Here is a 14,741-nt window from a genome sequence, read left to right as displayed (position 1 = left end):
TCGATCCGAATATTGGCGTAATATTCGAGAAAGTTTAATTTAGTAGGAAAGAGTTCACATAGGCACGGGTAACGAATGTCACAGGACTACACATCGAGGGCCACCAACGCGACGGTCCAAGCGCAGTACGAGGAGTACCTGATGCCGATCTGGAAGGAACTGAACGTTCCGATCCGGCGGGCGGACGACTGTACCGTCGAGGACTTCGACGGCAACGAGTATCTGGACGTCTTCTCGGGTATCTCCGTGACCAACGTCGGCCACGGCAACGACGCGGTCGTCGAGGCTGCCAAGGAGCAACTCGACGAGTTCGTCCACGGCTGTACGTACGTCCATCCCCACCAGCCGGCGGCGGACCTCGCCGAGAAACTCGCCGAGGTGACGCCGGGAGACCTTCAGAAGTCCTTTTTCTGTAACTCCGGGACCGAGGCCGTCGAGGGGGCGATCAAACTCGCTCGCAAGTACACGGGTAACAAGGAGGTGTTGGCCCTGGAGATGTCGTTCCACGGCCGGACCCTCGGGAGCCTCGCGCTGACCGGCAACAAGGCCTACAAGTCCGACATGGCGCCGACGATCAACGACGTCGCTCACGTCGCACCCCCCTACGCCTACCGGTGCCAGCTCTGTGACGGCGGCCCCTGTTCCTGTGCCTGTGCCGAGGACGTCGAGCGTGTCATCAACACTCACACTGCCGACAACCTCGCGGCGGTCGTCGTCGAGCCGGTGATGGGCGAGGGTGGCATCATCGTCCCGCCGGAGGGATGGCTCTCCCGCGTGCAGGAAATCGCCCACGACCACGGCGCCTTGCTGATCGTCGACGAGGTTCAGTCGGGCTACGGCCGCACCGGCGAACTGTGGGCGTCGGACCACTTCGATGTGGTCCCTGACATCATGCCCCAGGCAAAGGGAATCGCCAACGGCCTGCCGCTGGGGGCTTTCACTGCCCGCCCGGAGGTCGCGGACGCCTTCGAGTCCGGCGATCACCTCTCGACGTTCGGCGGCAACCCCGTCGCCTGCGCGGCGGCGCTCGCGACCATTGAGGAGCTACAGGACGGCATCGTCGACGACACCCGTGACCGAGGGGCGTGGCTGAGCGACCGCCTCGCGGATCTGGAAGCGTACGACGTCGTCGGCGAGACCCGCGGCCTCGGACTGATGCAGGGGGTCGAACTCATCGACCCCGCCGAGACCGGGCCGATGGACGTCGCCCCCGCGCCCGACCCAAAACTCGCGAAACACGTCGGCCACCACCTCCGTGAGTCGGGCATCGTCATCGGCGTCGGCGGCTTCCACTCCAACGTCCTCCGATTCCAGCCGCCGCTGACCATCCCACGCGACGACCTCGAACGCACCGTCACCGCCATCGAGGACGCCCTCGACGACTGGGACGGGCACTGACCGGTCTACACCGCCTCCTCGGTCGCCACGTAGACCGCCCCCAACACGGCGCCGTAGACAGCGTGCCACAGGAGCGACGGCAGCGCGAAGTTGGGGAACGGTGGCGACGCGGGCGATCCGACCGCACGTAGCCAGAGGGGCATGAGGAGGGCCGCGAAGCCCACCCACGCCGCGACACCCCACGCGATTCCCAGCCCCACCTGTGTTGTCGGCGTCCGCACGCCGCTCACGCCGACGAGCGCCGCGAAGACCACGCCCAGCACCGCCCCGTGAGAGACGTGGACGACCATCCCCAGCCCGAGGGTCGGGGGCGGTGCCAGCGCATACAGCGACGGAATGGCCACCGCCAGCGTCGGAGCGTTCATCGCCACGACGAGCGCTCCCATCACCAGTCCACCGGCGATACCGCCGAGAGTCCCCGCTCGCCAGTTGCCGTCCAGCTTGCCCGTTTCGGCCGCAGTTTGTGTTGACATACCACACCACACGACGAGTGGGAACAACCCCGTTCGGGAATCTGACGCCCGAGACACACGCCGCCGCCGGAGTTATACGGTCACATGCCTCAGTATAAGAGTTGGATCGTCGATTGCTGTGCGGGCGAGTCGGCGCGAGACCGACGGTCGCCGGTCAGTCGAGCAGTTCGACCAGCAGGCCGGCCTGGGCGTGCAGGCGGTTCTCCGCCTGTTGCCAGATCAACTCGCGGTCGCTCTCGATGACGTCGTCGGTGATTTCCTCCCCGCGGTGGGCGGGCAGGCAGTGCATCACCTTGGCGTCGCTCCCGTCAAGCAGGTCGGCGTTCACCTGGTAGCCCTCGAAGGCGGCCAGTTTCTCCTCGCGCACGTCTTCCTCGCCCATCGACACCCACACGTCGGTGTAGACCACGTCGGCGTCGCCGACGGCGTCGTGAGGGTCGTCGACCACGGTGGGTGCGGGCCCGAGTTCGGCCGCGCGGTCCATCACCGCCGGGTCGACGCCGTAGGACGGCGGGGTCGTGACCGTACACTCGAGGTCGGCGAGCGCCGCCCCGAGGACGAACGACTGCGCGACGTTGTTGCCGTCGCCGACCCACGCGACGGTCACGTCGTCGAAGCCGTCGAACGCCTCGCGGATCGTCAGCAGGTCCGCGAGCGTCTGACAGGGGTGGGCGTCGTCGGTCAGGCCGTTGACGACGGGGACGTCGGCGTACGCGGCCAACTCCTCGACGTCCGCGTGGTCGAACAGCCGCGCCATAACCGCGTCGGCGTATCCCGCGAGCGCGCGCGCAGTATCTTTCACCGGCTCTCCACGTCCGAGGTGGATATCGTCCGGGCCGAGGAAGATGGCGTGGCCGCCGAGCTGTGTCATCGCCGTCTCGAAGGAGGTGCGGGTGCGTGTGCTCGGCTTCTCGAACACCATCGCGAGCGTCTGTCGGTCGAGGTCGGTGTCGTCCTCGCCGGCTTTGATCGCTGCCGCGCGGTCGAGCACTGCCTCCAGTTCGGCGGCTGTGAGGTCGTCCACGTCCAGCAGGTCGGTCGTCTCGACGCTCATCCGTCCACCTCCGTGAGCCGCTCGCAGACGTCGGTCAACACGTTGATCGACCGGTCGTACTCGGTGAGCGGGAGGTGTTCGTCGGGGGCGTGATCCAAGTCGGAGTCGCCGGGGCCGTAGGTGACCATGGGGCAGTCCCACGCCGACGCGAAGACGTTCATGTCGGCCGTCCCGGTCTTGCGCAGGAGCCGCGGGTCGCCGCCGGCCTCCCGGATGGCCGCCCGGAACGCCCGCGCCGCGGCCGTCCGCGGACTCTCCATGACCGGCGGCACCCGGTCGTACCAGTGGACGGTGCCCGCATCGAGTTGGCCGTCGGCCACCTCGCGGACGTCCTCGACGGTGTATTTCGGGGGGACCCGGAGCTGTACCTCCATCGTCGCCTCGACGGAGAGACCGTCGACGCTACTGCCGCCCTCGAACGACGTGGGCTTGCAGGTGACCCGCTCGAAGACGGGGAGATACTCGTCGGGGTCGAACTCCGCTTCGACTCGCGACCACCAGTCCATCGCGTCCTGGATCGCGTTGTTCTCCGGACGCGAGGTGTGGCCCGACTCGCTGGTGGCGACGTACGTCCCCGCCAGAAGGCCACGGTAGCCGAGTGTGATGCCCGTCCACCCGCTCGGCTCGCCGTTGACGACGGCGCCGGGTTCGGCCCGGTCGCTCTCGATCACGTGTCGGGCGCCACGCGAGTCGACCTCCTCGCCGACGACGCCGAGGAAGCTCACGCCCGTCTCGACGGCCGCGACGGCCATCGCCGCCAGCGATCCGGTCGCGTCGACGCTTCCCCGACCCCACAGCGCCGGCTCGCCATCGGTCGATTCGATCTCGACCGGGATGTCGCCCGGCACCGTGTCCATGTGGGAGGTCAGGAGGACGGCGTCGTCGCCCGGCGCGTGGACGTTGCCCACCTCGTCGATCCAAGCCTCGCGGTCGTGGGTCTCGAAGAAGTCGACGAGGCGGTCGGCCGCGGCCCCCTCCTCGCCCGACGGCGACGGAATCTCGACCAGATCGACGAGGAGTCGACGGGCCTCGTTCAGTTCGCTTTCGGCCGTCTCCGCCGTCTCCTCGGACTCGCTCACCGTCACAGTACCGCCTCCAGTGCCTCCACCACGCGGTCGGCGTCGGCCTCGTCGACGATCAGCGGCGGCAACAGGCGAAGGACGGTCCGCCCGGCCGGTAACGCGAGAATCCCCTCTTCGAGCGCCAAGTCCCGCAGGAGGCGGTTCGACCCTCGCTTCACCTCGACGCCGATCATCAGTCCCTGGCCCCTGACGTCGCGGATCGGGAGGTCCGCGGCCTCAATCGACTCCATCAGGTAGTTGCCAACGTCCGCGGCGTGGGTCGGGAGGTCCTCCTCGACGATGACGTCGAGCGTGGCGTTGGCGGCCGCACAGACGACGGGACTCCCGCTGAACGTCGATCCGTGTTCCGGGTCGGCGTCGGCGATCCAGTCCGCACAGACGGTCGCGCCGAGTGGCAGGCCGCTGGCGATGCCCTTCGCGGTCGTGAGGATGTCGGGCGAGACGTCCGCGCGTTCGCAGGCCCACAGCGTCCCGGTGCGCCCGACGCCGGTCTGAATCTCGTCGAAGACCAGGGCCGCCCCCGCCTTCCGGGTGAGCGCGCGTGCCTCGTGGAGGTACGCGTCGTCGGCGGGGTGGATGCCGCCCTCGCCTTGGATGGGTTCGAGAAAGACCGCGGCCGTCTCCTCGTCGACCGCCTCGGCGAGTTCCTCGCTATCGCCGTAGGAGACGAACTCGATGCCGCCCGCAAGTGGCTCGAACGACTTCTTGTACTTGTCCTTCCACGTCATCGCGAGGGCGCCGAGCGTCCGGCCGTGGAACCCTCGGCGGGTGGCGACAATCTTCGACCGGCCGGTGGCGTTGCGTGCGAACTTCATCGCCGCTTCGTTGGCCTCGGTCCCCGAGTTACACAGCCAGACGTTGTCGAGGCCGGGTGGCGACACCGTCGCCAGTTTCTCGTACAGCGTCGTCCGCGCTTCGACGGGGTAGGACGCCTGGACGTACATGAGGTCCTCAGCCTGTGACTGCACGGCGTCGACCACCCGCGGGTGGCTGTGTCCTACGGCCGCGACGGCGTAACTCGCGCCGAAATCGAGGTATTCGGTTCCATCGTCGGCGTAGAGGGTCGCCCCCTCGCCGCGTTCGATCTGTATCGGCTTCTCTGAAAAGACGAATCCGCTCATGTGTCCTCCAGTGCGCTCGCGTGGATATGTGTACCGTCGTCGCCGAGCGCGTCCGTCACGGGCGCGTCGGCGTTGGCGTCGGCGACGACCACCTCGGACGCCCCCGACTCGAGGGCTTCCGTCGCGGCCATCACCTTCTTTGTCATGAATCCCTCCGCGGCGTCGGTCAGCGCGTCGTACTCCGCGGGGGTCGTTACCGAGTCGATCAGCGTCGACGGGTCGTCGGGGTCGGCGTACACGCCCGCCACGTCGGTGAGGACGACCAGCCGGGCGCCGAGCGCGCCCGCGACGGCCGCGGCCGCCCGGTCGGCGTCCGTGTTGACCGGTGTCCCGTCGTCGGCCAGCATCGGCGGCCCCGTGACGGGCACGTAGCCGTCTTCCAACAGCGTCTCCAGCAACTCGGCGTTCACCGACTCGAGCTTCCCCGAGTGGTCGCCGCGTTTGATCTTCTTCTTGCCGTCCTCGACCACCCGCACCGCGGACTTCCGGGCGCCCGTGAGCAGGCCGCCATCGACCCCCGAGAGGCCGACGGCGTCGACGCCAGCCCTGCGGAACGCCGCGACCAGATCCGTGTTGACCGTTCCCATCGCCATCGTGAACGCCTCCATCGTCGCCTCGTCGGTGAAGCGCCCGACCACGCCGCCCGGTGTCTCGACGTACGTCGGGTCGATGCCGAGCCGATCCAGTAGGTCGTCGACCGCCGTGGAGCCACCGTGGACGACGACGACGGGTTCGCCCGCCGCGACCAGATCGGCCACGTCGCCGACGGCGCCGGCTGGATCGACCGCCTTCGCGCCCCCAATCTTGACGACGACCGTCACCCGAGACACCTCCCGTGGCTCGCCAGACGCTGGCGGCCCGCGGCAAGCCCCTGCGTCCCCGTGCAGGAACGGCGTTCCGACGTCATCTCAGGGTGCCCCCACCGGGTGTAGCCCCTGGAACGAGAGGCCGGCCGTCTCCTTGACGCCGAGCGCGACGTTCGCGGCGTGGACTGCCTGTCCCGCCGAGCCTTTCATCATGTTGTCGATGGCGGAGAACACCACTACCCGCTCGTTTCCGGGGTCGATGTCGAACCCAACCTCGCCGTAGTTGGTGCCCGCGACCGCCTTCGGCTCGGGATAACGGTAGACACCGCCGCCGCCGGCGACGGTCCGCATGAACGGCTCGTCGTCGTAGCTCTCGCGGTAGGCGCTCCACATGTCCTTCTTTCCCACCGGGCCGTCCGGGAAGACGTGACAGGTCGCGGCCGCCCCACGCGTCATGTCGACCGCGTGGACGGTAAACGAGACTGAGAGGCCGAGGAACTCCTCGATCTCTGCCTCGTGGCGGTGGCCCGTCGGGGCGTAGGGACGGACGATTCCCGAGCGCTCGGGGTGGGAGGAGGCCGCGCCGCCGCCGGCGCCACCCTCCGAAGAGCCGACTTTCACGTCCACGACGACGTCCTCGTCGCCCGAGAGGATGCCGGCGTCGAAGAGGGGCTTCAGGCCCAGGATGGTCGCCGTCGCGTTACAGCCGCCGGAGGCGATCAGGTCGGCGCCGGCGAGATTCTCGCGGTTGAGCTCCGGCAGGGCGTACTCGGCGTCGGCGAGCAGTTCCGGCCGGTCGTGGCCGTCGTACCACTCGTCGTACTGCGCCTCGCTCCCCAGCCGGAAGTCCGCGCTCAGGTCGACGACCGTCTCGGCCGCCGCCTGGAAGGCGTCGATGCGCTCCATCGAGACGCCGTGTGGCGTCGCCGCGAAGAGCACGTCGACGGGTTCGAGTTCCGCCGGATCGGTAAAGCGGAGGTCCATCCCCCGCAGATTGGGGTGTTGGTGGCCCACGGTCTTGCGCTCGTAGCTCCGGCTGGTCGCCTGGACCACCTCGAACTCGGGGTGACCGTCGAGCAGGCGGAGGAGTTCCCCGCCGGTGAAGCCGCTGCCGCCGACGACGCTTGCGGTGTAGGTCACGCCGTCGCCTCCTGCCGGGCCTTCCCTTCGAGCCAGTCGACGATGGCCGCGGGGACGTCGAAGTCGACACAGGAGTCGAGCGCCTTGAACTCCACCGTGTGATTCACCTCGTGGACGGTGTAGGAGTCGCCCGTCTCCATGAGGTCGACGCCCAGTAACCCGCCGCCGACGGCGTCGGAGGCCCGTTCCACCAGGGACGCCACCTCGTCGTCGACCGGGAACTGATCCACCTCGCCGCCCTTCGCGGCGTTGGTCAGCCAGTGGTCGGAGCTACGGGTCATCGCCGCGACGGGGTCGCCGTCGGTGGCGACGACGCGGATGTCCCGTCCCGGCTTCTCGACGAACTCCTGGATGTAGAACACCTTGTGCTCGTAGTGACCGAGCGTGGCCTTGTGTTCGAGGATTGCCTCGGCGGCGCTCCGGGAGTCGACCTTGGCCATCAGCCGGCCCCACGAGCCGATGACGGGTTTGAGCACGCAGGGGTAGCCAAAGGCCTCGATGGATTCGAGGGCGCTGTCGGTGGTGAACGCAACGTCGGTGTTGGGCGTCGGCACGCCCGCGGCCTCCAGAGCGAGGCTATTTTTCACCTTATCGGCACACAACTCTGCGGTGTCGGCCGTGTTGACCACGGGCACGTCGTAGGCGTCGAGAAAGCGCGTCACGTAGCGACTCCGACTCGTCGCCAGACACCGGTCGACCGCGATGTCGATGTCCTCGAAGACGTCGGCGGTCTCACCGATGTTGAACCGCTCTTTCCGGACGTCGATTTTCGTCACCTCGTGGTCGCGGTCCCGAAGCTCCGAGAGCAGGAGCTTCTCGTCCCGCCTGATCCGCGAGTACAGCAGTCCGACGTGCATCACTCCTCGCTCCAGTCCGCGCCGTCGGTCACCGCTTCGGGTTCGTCACCCTTGACCTTCGCCAGTACCGTCGCGGCCATGCGCTCTTGGAACCCGTGGTATTTCGCCACGCCCGTCGCGTCCGCCTGCGTAATCGACCCCACGTCCTCGGTGTTGAACGAGGCGAAGGACTCGTCGTAGACGGCGTACTCGCTGTCACGGCCGACCGGACGGGCCTGCCCGCCCTCGAACCGAATCGTCACCGTGCCCGTGACGCGGGTCTGGGTCTCGTCGATGAAGCCCTCCAGCGCGCCCATCAGGGGGGCGTCGACCAGCCCCTCGTACCCCTTCTGGGACCACTCGTCGTCGACGAGTTTCTTGAAGTCCCGCTCCTCTTTCGTCAGCACCAGGCTCTCCAGCGTCTCGTGGGCGTTCAACAGCGCCGTCGCCGCCGGGTGCTCGTAGTTCTCGCGCACCTTCAGCCCGAGCATCCGGTCTTCCATCATGTCGGTACGGCCGACGCCGTACTCGCCGGCCACCTCGTTGAGGTGGTCGATGAGCGCGACAGGCGCCATCTCCTCGCCGTCGACGGCGACGGGGTAGCCGTCCTCGAAGGTGATCTCGATTTCCTCGCTGTCGCCCGCCGGCGAGCGGGTCCAGTCGTAAATCTCCTCGCCCGGGACGTGGCCGGGCTGTTCGAGGTCGCCACCTTCGATGGACCGACTCCAGAGGTTCGTGTCGATGCTCCAGACGCCCTCGTTGCCGCCCTCGACCGGCAGGTCCTGCTCGTCTGCGTACTCTATCTCCCACTCGCGGGTCAGGCCGAGTTCGCGCACGGGCGCGATGACCTCTAAGTCGGAGCTACGCCAGACGGCCTCGAAGCGCAACTGGTCGTTGCCCTTCCCCGTACAGCCGTGGGCAACGGCGTCACAGTCGTGTTCTTGGGCCACGTCGAGGATGGCCTCGGCGATGACCGGCCGCGCGAGCGCCGTCCCGAGCGGGTAGCCTTGGTACGTGGCGTTGGCCCGAACGGAGTCGAAACACAGCGACGCGAACTCCGCCTTGGCGTCGACGACGTGATGTTCCAGATCGAGCGCCTCGGCCGTCTCCGCGGCCTCGGCGAACTCCGATTCGGGCTGCCCGACGTCGACCGTGACGCCGACGACTTCGTCGTATCCCCACTCCTCCTCGAGGAGCGGAACGCATACTGTCGTGTCGAGTCCGCCGGAGAACGCGAGTGCCACACGTGTCATTACCGGCGACTTCGCCCTTGTCGGACTTATATTCTACGTTTTTATTATCGAAATTAAATTAGAAACGGGACGCTCACGGACACAAAAGCGGGAAATCGGCACGTGGAACTGGAGAAGTGTAGTAGGTGGGCCTAACGGCCCAGTCGTCGCGGTCGGCGGACTACGGGCATCGGTGAGACGAGTGCGGACGAGCGGAACACCGTCCGGTCCATTATCGGAATACAGCCCGTCTCGGTACTAATATCTTGCGAACCGCTGGCGTCACTCCGTCGGCACAGCCGGGTCGTCGGCTCCACCCGGGGGCCGCGCGGTACCGGCCGCCCGCAAGGCGTCGGCCACCCGGTCGCGGACCGACACCACGTCGCCGACGACGGTGACAGCCGGGGGGTCGATCCCCACCTCGCGGGCGCGGTCGGTGATCGTCTCGACCGTTCCGGTGACGGCGAACTCGTCGGGCCGGGAGGCGCGTTCGACCACCGCGACGGGCGTCTCGGGGTCGACGCCGCCCGCACGAAGCGCCCCCATGTTGTCCGGGAGTCGGCCGACACCCATGAGGATCACCAGCGTGCCGCCGGCGGTCACCGACCCAGCGAGGGCGTCCCAGTCGAGGGCGCCCTCTGTCTTAGTGGGGTCATCGTGGCCCGTCACGACCGTCAGGCTGGACGCGTGATCGCGGTGGGTCGCCGGCACCCCGATCAGTTCCGGCCCGGCGATAGCGCTGGTGATCCCTGGGACCACCTCGACCGGAATCCCCGCCGCCGCGAGGTGTTCGGCCTCCTCCCCGCCCCGACCGAACACGCAGGGATCGCCGCTTTTCAGCCGCACCAAGTCGTCGCCCGCGGCCGCCCGCCGGACCATCAGCCCGTTGATCGCCGCCTGTGTCGTCCGCTCGCCGTCGCCTCGCTTGCCAACGTCGATCCGCTCGACCGACGCCGGTGGTAGCTCTCGGATCGCCTCGCTCACGAGCGAGTCGTAGAGTACGGCGTCGGCCTCCTCCAGTAGCCGGCGGGCCTTTACCGTCAGGAGTTCGGGGTCGCCCGGTCCCGCGCCGACGAGCGACACCGTCCCGGGCCGCATCTCTCGTCCCCCGCCGACGTAGTCGGTCATCGCCCTCGGCCTCCGGGGACGTCCTCGCCGGCCTCGGCACTCGCCGCCTTGCGTTCCAGTTCGGCCGCCAGGCCACGGGCCTGCTCCGGCGACAGCGACAGGTGGTCGGCGTGAGGCGCGACGTGTTCCAGGTCCGAGCCGTCGAACTCCATCCGCAGCCTGACGGTTTCCGGCGCCTCGTCCGGACGGTCCACGTCGACGACGGCCGCCGACTCGTCGCTCCAGTCCGGGCCGACGGCCCGTCCCGATACGAAGTCGAACGTCGTGTACGCGGTCACATCGAGCAGTCTGATGGGCATCAGTCCGAGGTGATCGGCACGTCGTCGACGGTGGTCGGTGCTGGACTTTCCCCCTCCGCGAACGGGTACCACGTCTGCTTGGCGTCGTGCATGTACGGGTCCTCGTAGGTGGTCTCGGTTGGCTCACAGAGATCGACGACCGACTCGGTGCCGAACGACGCTACCCACTCGCGGAAGGTCTGGCCCGTCTCGCGGTGTGCGGCAAACGCGCCGATCAGGCTCTCGATGGCGCCCGGCACCTCGTCGGCGGGCACGCGCTGGCTAACCCACTCGACGAACTCGGGGTGTGGACCGAGACCACCGCCGACGCCGATGTCGAGTGCCTCGACGATGTCGCCGTCCTTCTGGGCGCGCATCCCCTGTAACCCGATGTCGGCAGTGTAGGCGTGCCCGCAGTCGGCGGTACAGCCGGAGTAGTGAATCTTGAGCGTCTCCACGTCGTCCGGCAGGTCGACGTTCGTGTTGAGCCAGCGGAGCATCCGCGTCAAGCGGAGTTTCGTCTCCGTCAGCGCGATATCACAGAACTCCGTCCCCGTACAGGCCATGCCGCCGCGGTCGAACGGCGTCGGGTTCGGCTGGTGGGTGTCGAGAAGTGGCTCGGCAAGCAGGTCGTTGAGCGCCGCCTCCTCGACGTCCATGATGATCGGGTTCTGGCGTCGGGTGAGGCGAATCTGGCCGGAGCCGTACGCCTTAGCCACGTCGGCGAGCGCGATGGCCTCCTTGGCGGTCATCCGGCCGACGGGGACGTTCAGGCCGACGTACTTCCGGCCGTCGGGCTGGTCGTGGACGCCCACGTGGTCGGTCTTCCCTTCCTCGGGGGGCCGGCCAGCGTTGTAGGTGTACTCCTCGCGGAAGCTCCGTCCGGCGCGGTGGAGGTCGACGTCAACGTACTCCGCTTGCAGGAGGTCCCGGATGGCCTCTGTCCCCTCGTCGTCGACGAAAAAGCGGCTCCGGTTTTTCTGTCTGTTGTCCCGCCGCCCGTGGTCGTGGTACAGTTCCACGAACCCGCGGATCACGTGGTAGGCGTTCTCTCGCGTGACGAACACGTCGAGGTCCCGCGCCTTACGGGGTTCGCGGCCGCCGAGGCCGCCACCGATCCGGACGTTGAACCCACGCACAACCTCGCCGTCTACCTCCTTCTCGGCGGGGTCGAGGCCGATTCCGTTGATCGCGTCCTGGGCACACCCCTCGCGACAGCCCGTGACGCTGATGTTGAACTTCCGGGGCATGTTCGCCAGGTCGTCGTCTCCGCGAAGGTCCGTCTGGAGGCGCTCTAAGAGTGACTCGGTCTCGATCAACTGCTCTTCGTCCTTGCCCGCGACCGGACAGCCGACGATGTTGCGCATCGTATCGCCGCCCGAGGACCGCGTCGTCACGCCGACGGACTCCAACTTCTCCCAGATGGCGGGCACGTCCGCCAAGCTAATCCAGTGCAGTTGGATCGACTGTCGGGTCGTGAAGTCGATCCAGGCGTCGCCGAACTCGGGGTTCTCGACCGGGCCGGTGGCGTAGTCGCGGGCCACCTCGCCGATGGCCCGGAGTTGGTCGGCGTTCAGTTGCCCGTTCGCGTTCGTCAGCCGCATCATGAAGTAGCTCTCCTGGCCGCTCCGCTGGTGGAAGACCCCCCAGAACTTGAACCGCGAGAACCACATGTCGCGTTCGTCCTCGGGGATGGACTCCCATCCCTTCTCGGCGAACTCCAGCAACTTCTCGCGGACTTCGTCGCCGTACATCCCTTCCTTCCACGTCTCTTTTTTGCTACTCATCTCGCCCACCGTCGTTTAGTGTACGTCCAGCTTTTGGCTGATTACGCCCCGCAGATTCAATATTTCGCATGAGAGAGTATCTATTGACAGCGATGTATAAGCATAACCGTTTACATTATTGTATTGCACGCTGTATCGCCGGATGGATGTCCGGTTTATTATGGAATATCCGGGATATAAGGTTGTATTCTGTTCACTAAACCGGATACGAATCGACGTTCGTTCACCGAATCCGTGACTGACGCGCGGTTCGCCCATCAGCGCAGGTGCCACAGCGCGCGGTTGTCGGGTCGACACGTCGGCGCATTGGGTGTCAACGGGCGAACTATTTTTGTCTTCGTGAGCGAGAGCGTTCGACGTGACCCGAGAGCCGACCCGCATGACGGCCGCCGCCATCGCTAGGGACGTCAAGGAGGGGACCCGTTCGCCGGTGGATGTCGTCGACGCGCACCTCGACCGGATTCACGAGCGCAACGACCGCACGAACGCCTTCGTTACGGTCACGGACGAACTCGCCCGTCGGATGGCCGCGGACGCCGAACGCGCCATCGCGGACGGCGAGCCGCTCGGACCACTCCACGGCGTTCCCGTCGCGATCAAGGACCTCGACGACGTCGAAGGCGTCCCGACGACCTCTGGATCGTTGCTATTCGAGGACCACATTGCCGACGCCGACACGCCCGTTGTCGAGCGCCTGCGGGCGGCCGGCGCCGTCGTCGTCGGGAAGACCAACACCCCGGAGTTCGGGCTTGGAACGACCACCGACAACCGGATCGTGGGGCCGACGGGCACCCCTTTCGACCCCGACCGAACGGCTGGCGGCTCCTCCGGCGGTGCCGGGGCGGCGCTCGGCGACTCGCTCGTTCCGCTCGCCCAGGGATCGGACGTCGGCGGATCGATCCGCACGCCGGCGAGTTTCTGTGGGGTCTTCGGCCTGAAGCCCACGTACGGCCTCGTGCCACAGGCCGCCCGGCCGAATGCCTTCGTCAGCCACACGCCCATGTCCCACAAGGGGCCGATGGCACGGACGGTCGAGGACGCGGCACTCGCCCTCGATGTCGTGGCCGGGACCCATTCCCGTGACCCCTTTTCTGTGCCGACCACGACGGCGTACCGAGCCGCCGTCGACCGCCCAATCGACGACCTCACGGTCGCGTACAGCCCGGATCTGGGCGTCTACCCCGTCGACCCGGCGGTCCGGGAGACGCTCGACGACGCCGTCTCCGCCCTCGAACGAGCCGGGGCGACCGTCGACGAGGTCGACCCCAACTTCGACCACGACCGGACGGAGATTCTCGATGCCTACTACACGATGGCGACCGTCCTGTGGCAGTCGCTGCTCGACGACCTCGAACGACAGGGGTTCGACCCCCGTGGCGACGACCGGGACCGCCTCCGCCCCTATCTCGTCGACCTCGTCATGGAGACGCCGGTCCCGTCGGCCCGGGAGTACAAGCGCGCCGATATCGTCCGCACCGACGTCTTCGACGGTCTTCAGGACTGTTTCGACCGATACGACCTGATCGTCTCCGCGACGCTCGGGACGCTTCCCTTCCCACACGGCGCGGAGCCGACGACGGTCGACGGACAGGAGGTCGAACCGTACCGCGGGTGGGTGCTCACGCAACCGTACAACTTCACGGGGCATCCCGCGGCGTCCGTCCCGGCGGGGTTCGTCGACGGGCTTCCGGTCGGGATGCAGGTCGCCGGCCGACGACACGCGGACGACGACGTGCTCGCGGCCAGCGCCGCCCTCGAACGGCGACGCCCGTGGGCGGACCGCTATCCGACGTAGTTCGGTATCGTCGTCGACGCTCAGCCCCCGACGCGCAAGACGACCCAGATTCCCAGGCAGGCGACCGGGGGAATGGTGATGTTGTCGTCGACTACGTAGCCGGCGACGACGGGCGTGTAGCCGTCGGCAACGGTGGCGCCCGCGGCGCCGACGGCCGCGGCCAACACCGCCCTCGGGAGCGTCACGGCCGGGAGCAACACGACCGCGCCGAGCGCGAAGCAGACGGCGAACATGGCGGCGACGACGCCGGCGCGCTTGGCCCGTCCCGCCTCGTTCGAGCCGAGGAGACCGCTCACGGGGTCACCGAGCGCGAGCATGAGCATCCCGGGGACCGCGACCACCGGGTCGAACACCCACGCGACGGCGGTCATGCTGAACATATAGAGCGCGTAGCCGGCGACGCTGTCCCGTTCGTACTCTCGGGTGAGCGTCTCGTAGACGGCCCAGTCCAGTCCGATCAGAAGCCGTACCGCCTCGAGAGCCGCGGCGGCGACGGAGCCGGCGACGAGGAGGTAGCCGACGGTCCGCCACGCCGTGAGATCCAGCAGGTACAGCGCCGGGAAGCCGACGCCGCTGGCGTGGACGGCGCGCCGCCGGAGTTCCCCGCCCAT

At 67.8% G+C, this 14,741-nt stretch carries 14 protein-coding genes; 2 read left to right on the top strand and 12 right to left on the bottom strand.

The genetic code is table 11. The features are described from left to right. Positions 1–75 precede the first annotated feature (75 nt). The gene (locus tag NO878_RS09680; protein ID WP_256405786.1) at positions 76–1,398 is read left to right on the top strand and encodes an aspartate aminotransferase family protein; all 1,323 of its coding nucleotides are present in this window, start codon (positions 76–78) and stop codon (positions 1,396–1,398) included. A 5-nt stretch (positions 1,399–1,403) separates the two neighbouring features. Here NO878_RS09680 and NO878_RS09675 read toward each other — a convergent pair whose 3' ends face one another. From NO878_RS09675 to NO878_RS09625, 11 genes are all read right to left on the bottom strand, one after another. After that, positions 1,404–1,871 carry a histidine kinase gene (locus NO878_RS09675; RefSeq protein ID WP_256405785.1) on the bottom strand — a complete coding sequence of 156 codons (468 nt, stop codon included), beginning with the start codon at positions 1,869–1,871 and terminating at the stop codon, positions 1,404–1,406. A 154-nt stretch (positions 1,872–2,025) separates the two neighbouring features. After that, positions 2,026–2,925, bottom strand: coding sequence for an ornithine carbamoyltransferase (argF, locus tag NO878_RS09670; protein WP_256405784.1), 900 nt, complete (start codon positions 2,923–2,925; stop codon positions 2,026–2,028). Then, complete coding sequence (locus tag NO878_RS09665) at positions 2,922–4,004, bottom strand: [LysW]-lysine hydrolase (RefSeq protein ID WP_343218056.1); 1,083 nt, start codon at positions 4,002–4,004, stop codon at positions 2,922–2,924. The genes argF and NO878_RS09665 overlap by 4 nt, the downstream gene beginning before the upstream one ends. A 2-nt stretch (positions 4,005–4,006) precedes the next feature. After that, positions 4,007–5,128: an aspartate aminotransferase family protein gene (locus NO878_RS09660; RefSeq protein WP_256405782.1), complete on the bottom strand. Its 1,122-nt coding sequence runs from the start codon at positions 5,126–5,128 to the stop codon at positions 4,007–4,009. Beyond that, positions 5,125–5,958 carry an acetylglutamate/acetylaminoadipate kinase gene (locus NO878_RS09655; protein WP_256405781.1) on the bottom strand — a complete coding sequence of 278 codons (834 nt, stop codon included), beginning with the start codon at positions 5,956–5,958 and terminating at the stop codon, positions 5,125–5,127. The genes NO878_RS09660 and NO878_RS09655 overlap by 4 nt, the downstream gene beginning before the upstream one ends. 78 nt (positions 5,959–6,036) lie before the next feature. Further along, the gene (argC, locus tag NO878_RS09650) at positions 6,037–7,074 is read right to left on the bottom strand and encodes an N-acetyl-gamma-glutamyl-phosphate reductase (protein ID WP_256405780.1); all 1,038 of its coding nucleotides are present in this window, start codon (positions 7,072–7,074) and stop codon (positions 6,037–6,039) included. After that, positions 7,071–7,931, bottom strand: coding sequence for a lysine biosynthesis protein LysX (gene lysX, locus NO878_RS09645; RefSeq protein WP_256405779.1), 861 nt, complete (start codon positions 7,929–7,931; stop codon positions 7,071–7,073). Before lysX ends, argC begins: the two co-directional genes overlap by 4 nt. Beyond that, the gene (locus NO878_RS09640) at positions 7,931–9,163 is read right to left on the bottom strand and encodes an argininosuccinate synthase (protein WP_256405778.1); all 1,233 of its coding nucleotides are present in this window, start codon (positions 9,161–9,163) and stop codon (positions 7,931–7,933) included. The genes lysX and NO878_RS09640 overlap by 1 nt, the downstream gene beginning before the upstream one ends. A gap of 261 nt (positions 9,164–9,424) precedes the next feature. Beyond that, positions 9,425–10,270: a uroporphyrinogen-III C-methyltransferase gene (gene cobA / locus NO878_RS09635; protein WP_256405777.1), complete on the bottom strand. Its 846-nt coding sequence runs from the start codon at positions 10,268–10,270 to the stop codon at positions 9,425–9,427. After that, positions 10,267–10,569, bottom strand: coding sequence for a DUF6360 family protein (locus NO878_RS09630; RefSeq protein ID WP_256405776.1), 303 nt, complete (start codon positions 10,567–10,569; stop codon positions 10,267–10,269). The genes cobA and NO878_RS09630 overlap by 4 nt, the downstream gene beginning before the upstream one ends. Continuing rightward, the gene (locus NO878_RS09625) at positions 10,569–12,335 is read right to left on the bottom strand and encodes a nitrite/sulfite reductase (protein ID WP_256405775.1); all 1,767 of its coding nucleotides are present in this window, start codon (positions 12,333–12,335) and stop codon (positions 10,569–10,571) included. Before NO878_RS09625 ends, NO878_RS09630 begins: the two co-directional genes overlap by 1 nt. A gap of 379 nt (positions 12,336–12,714) precedes the next feature. Between NO878_RS09625 and NO878_RS09620 the strand changes: the two genes are divergently transcribed. Then, positions 12,715–14,130: an amidase gene (locus NO878_RS09620; protein WP_305882691.1), complete on the top strand. Its 1,416-nt coding sequence runs from the start codon at positions 12,715–12,717 to the stop codon at positions 14,128–14,130. A gap of 20 nt (positions 14,131–14,150) precedes the next feature. Here NO878_RS09620 and NO878_RS09615 read toward each other — a convergent pair whose 3' ends face one another. Further along, positions 14,151–14,741, bottom strand: a complete 591-nt coding sequence (locus tag NO878_RS09615) for a diacylglycerol/polyprenol kinase family protein (protein WP_256405773.1) — start codon at positions 14,739–14,741, stop codon at positions 14,151–14,153.

It is taken from the genome of Haloplanus ruber (assembly GCF_024494725.1).
Lineage (GTDB): Archaea > Halobacteriota > Halobacteria > Halobacteriales > Haloferacaceae > Haloplanus > Haloplanus ruber.
The sequence above is the reverse complement of the archived record's forward strand: the minus strand, read 5'-3'. Positions and strand labels throughout refer to the sequence as shown.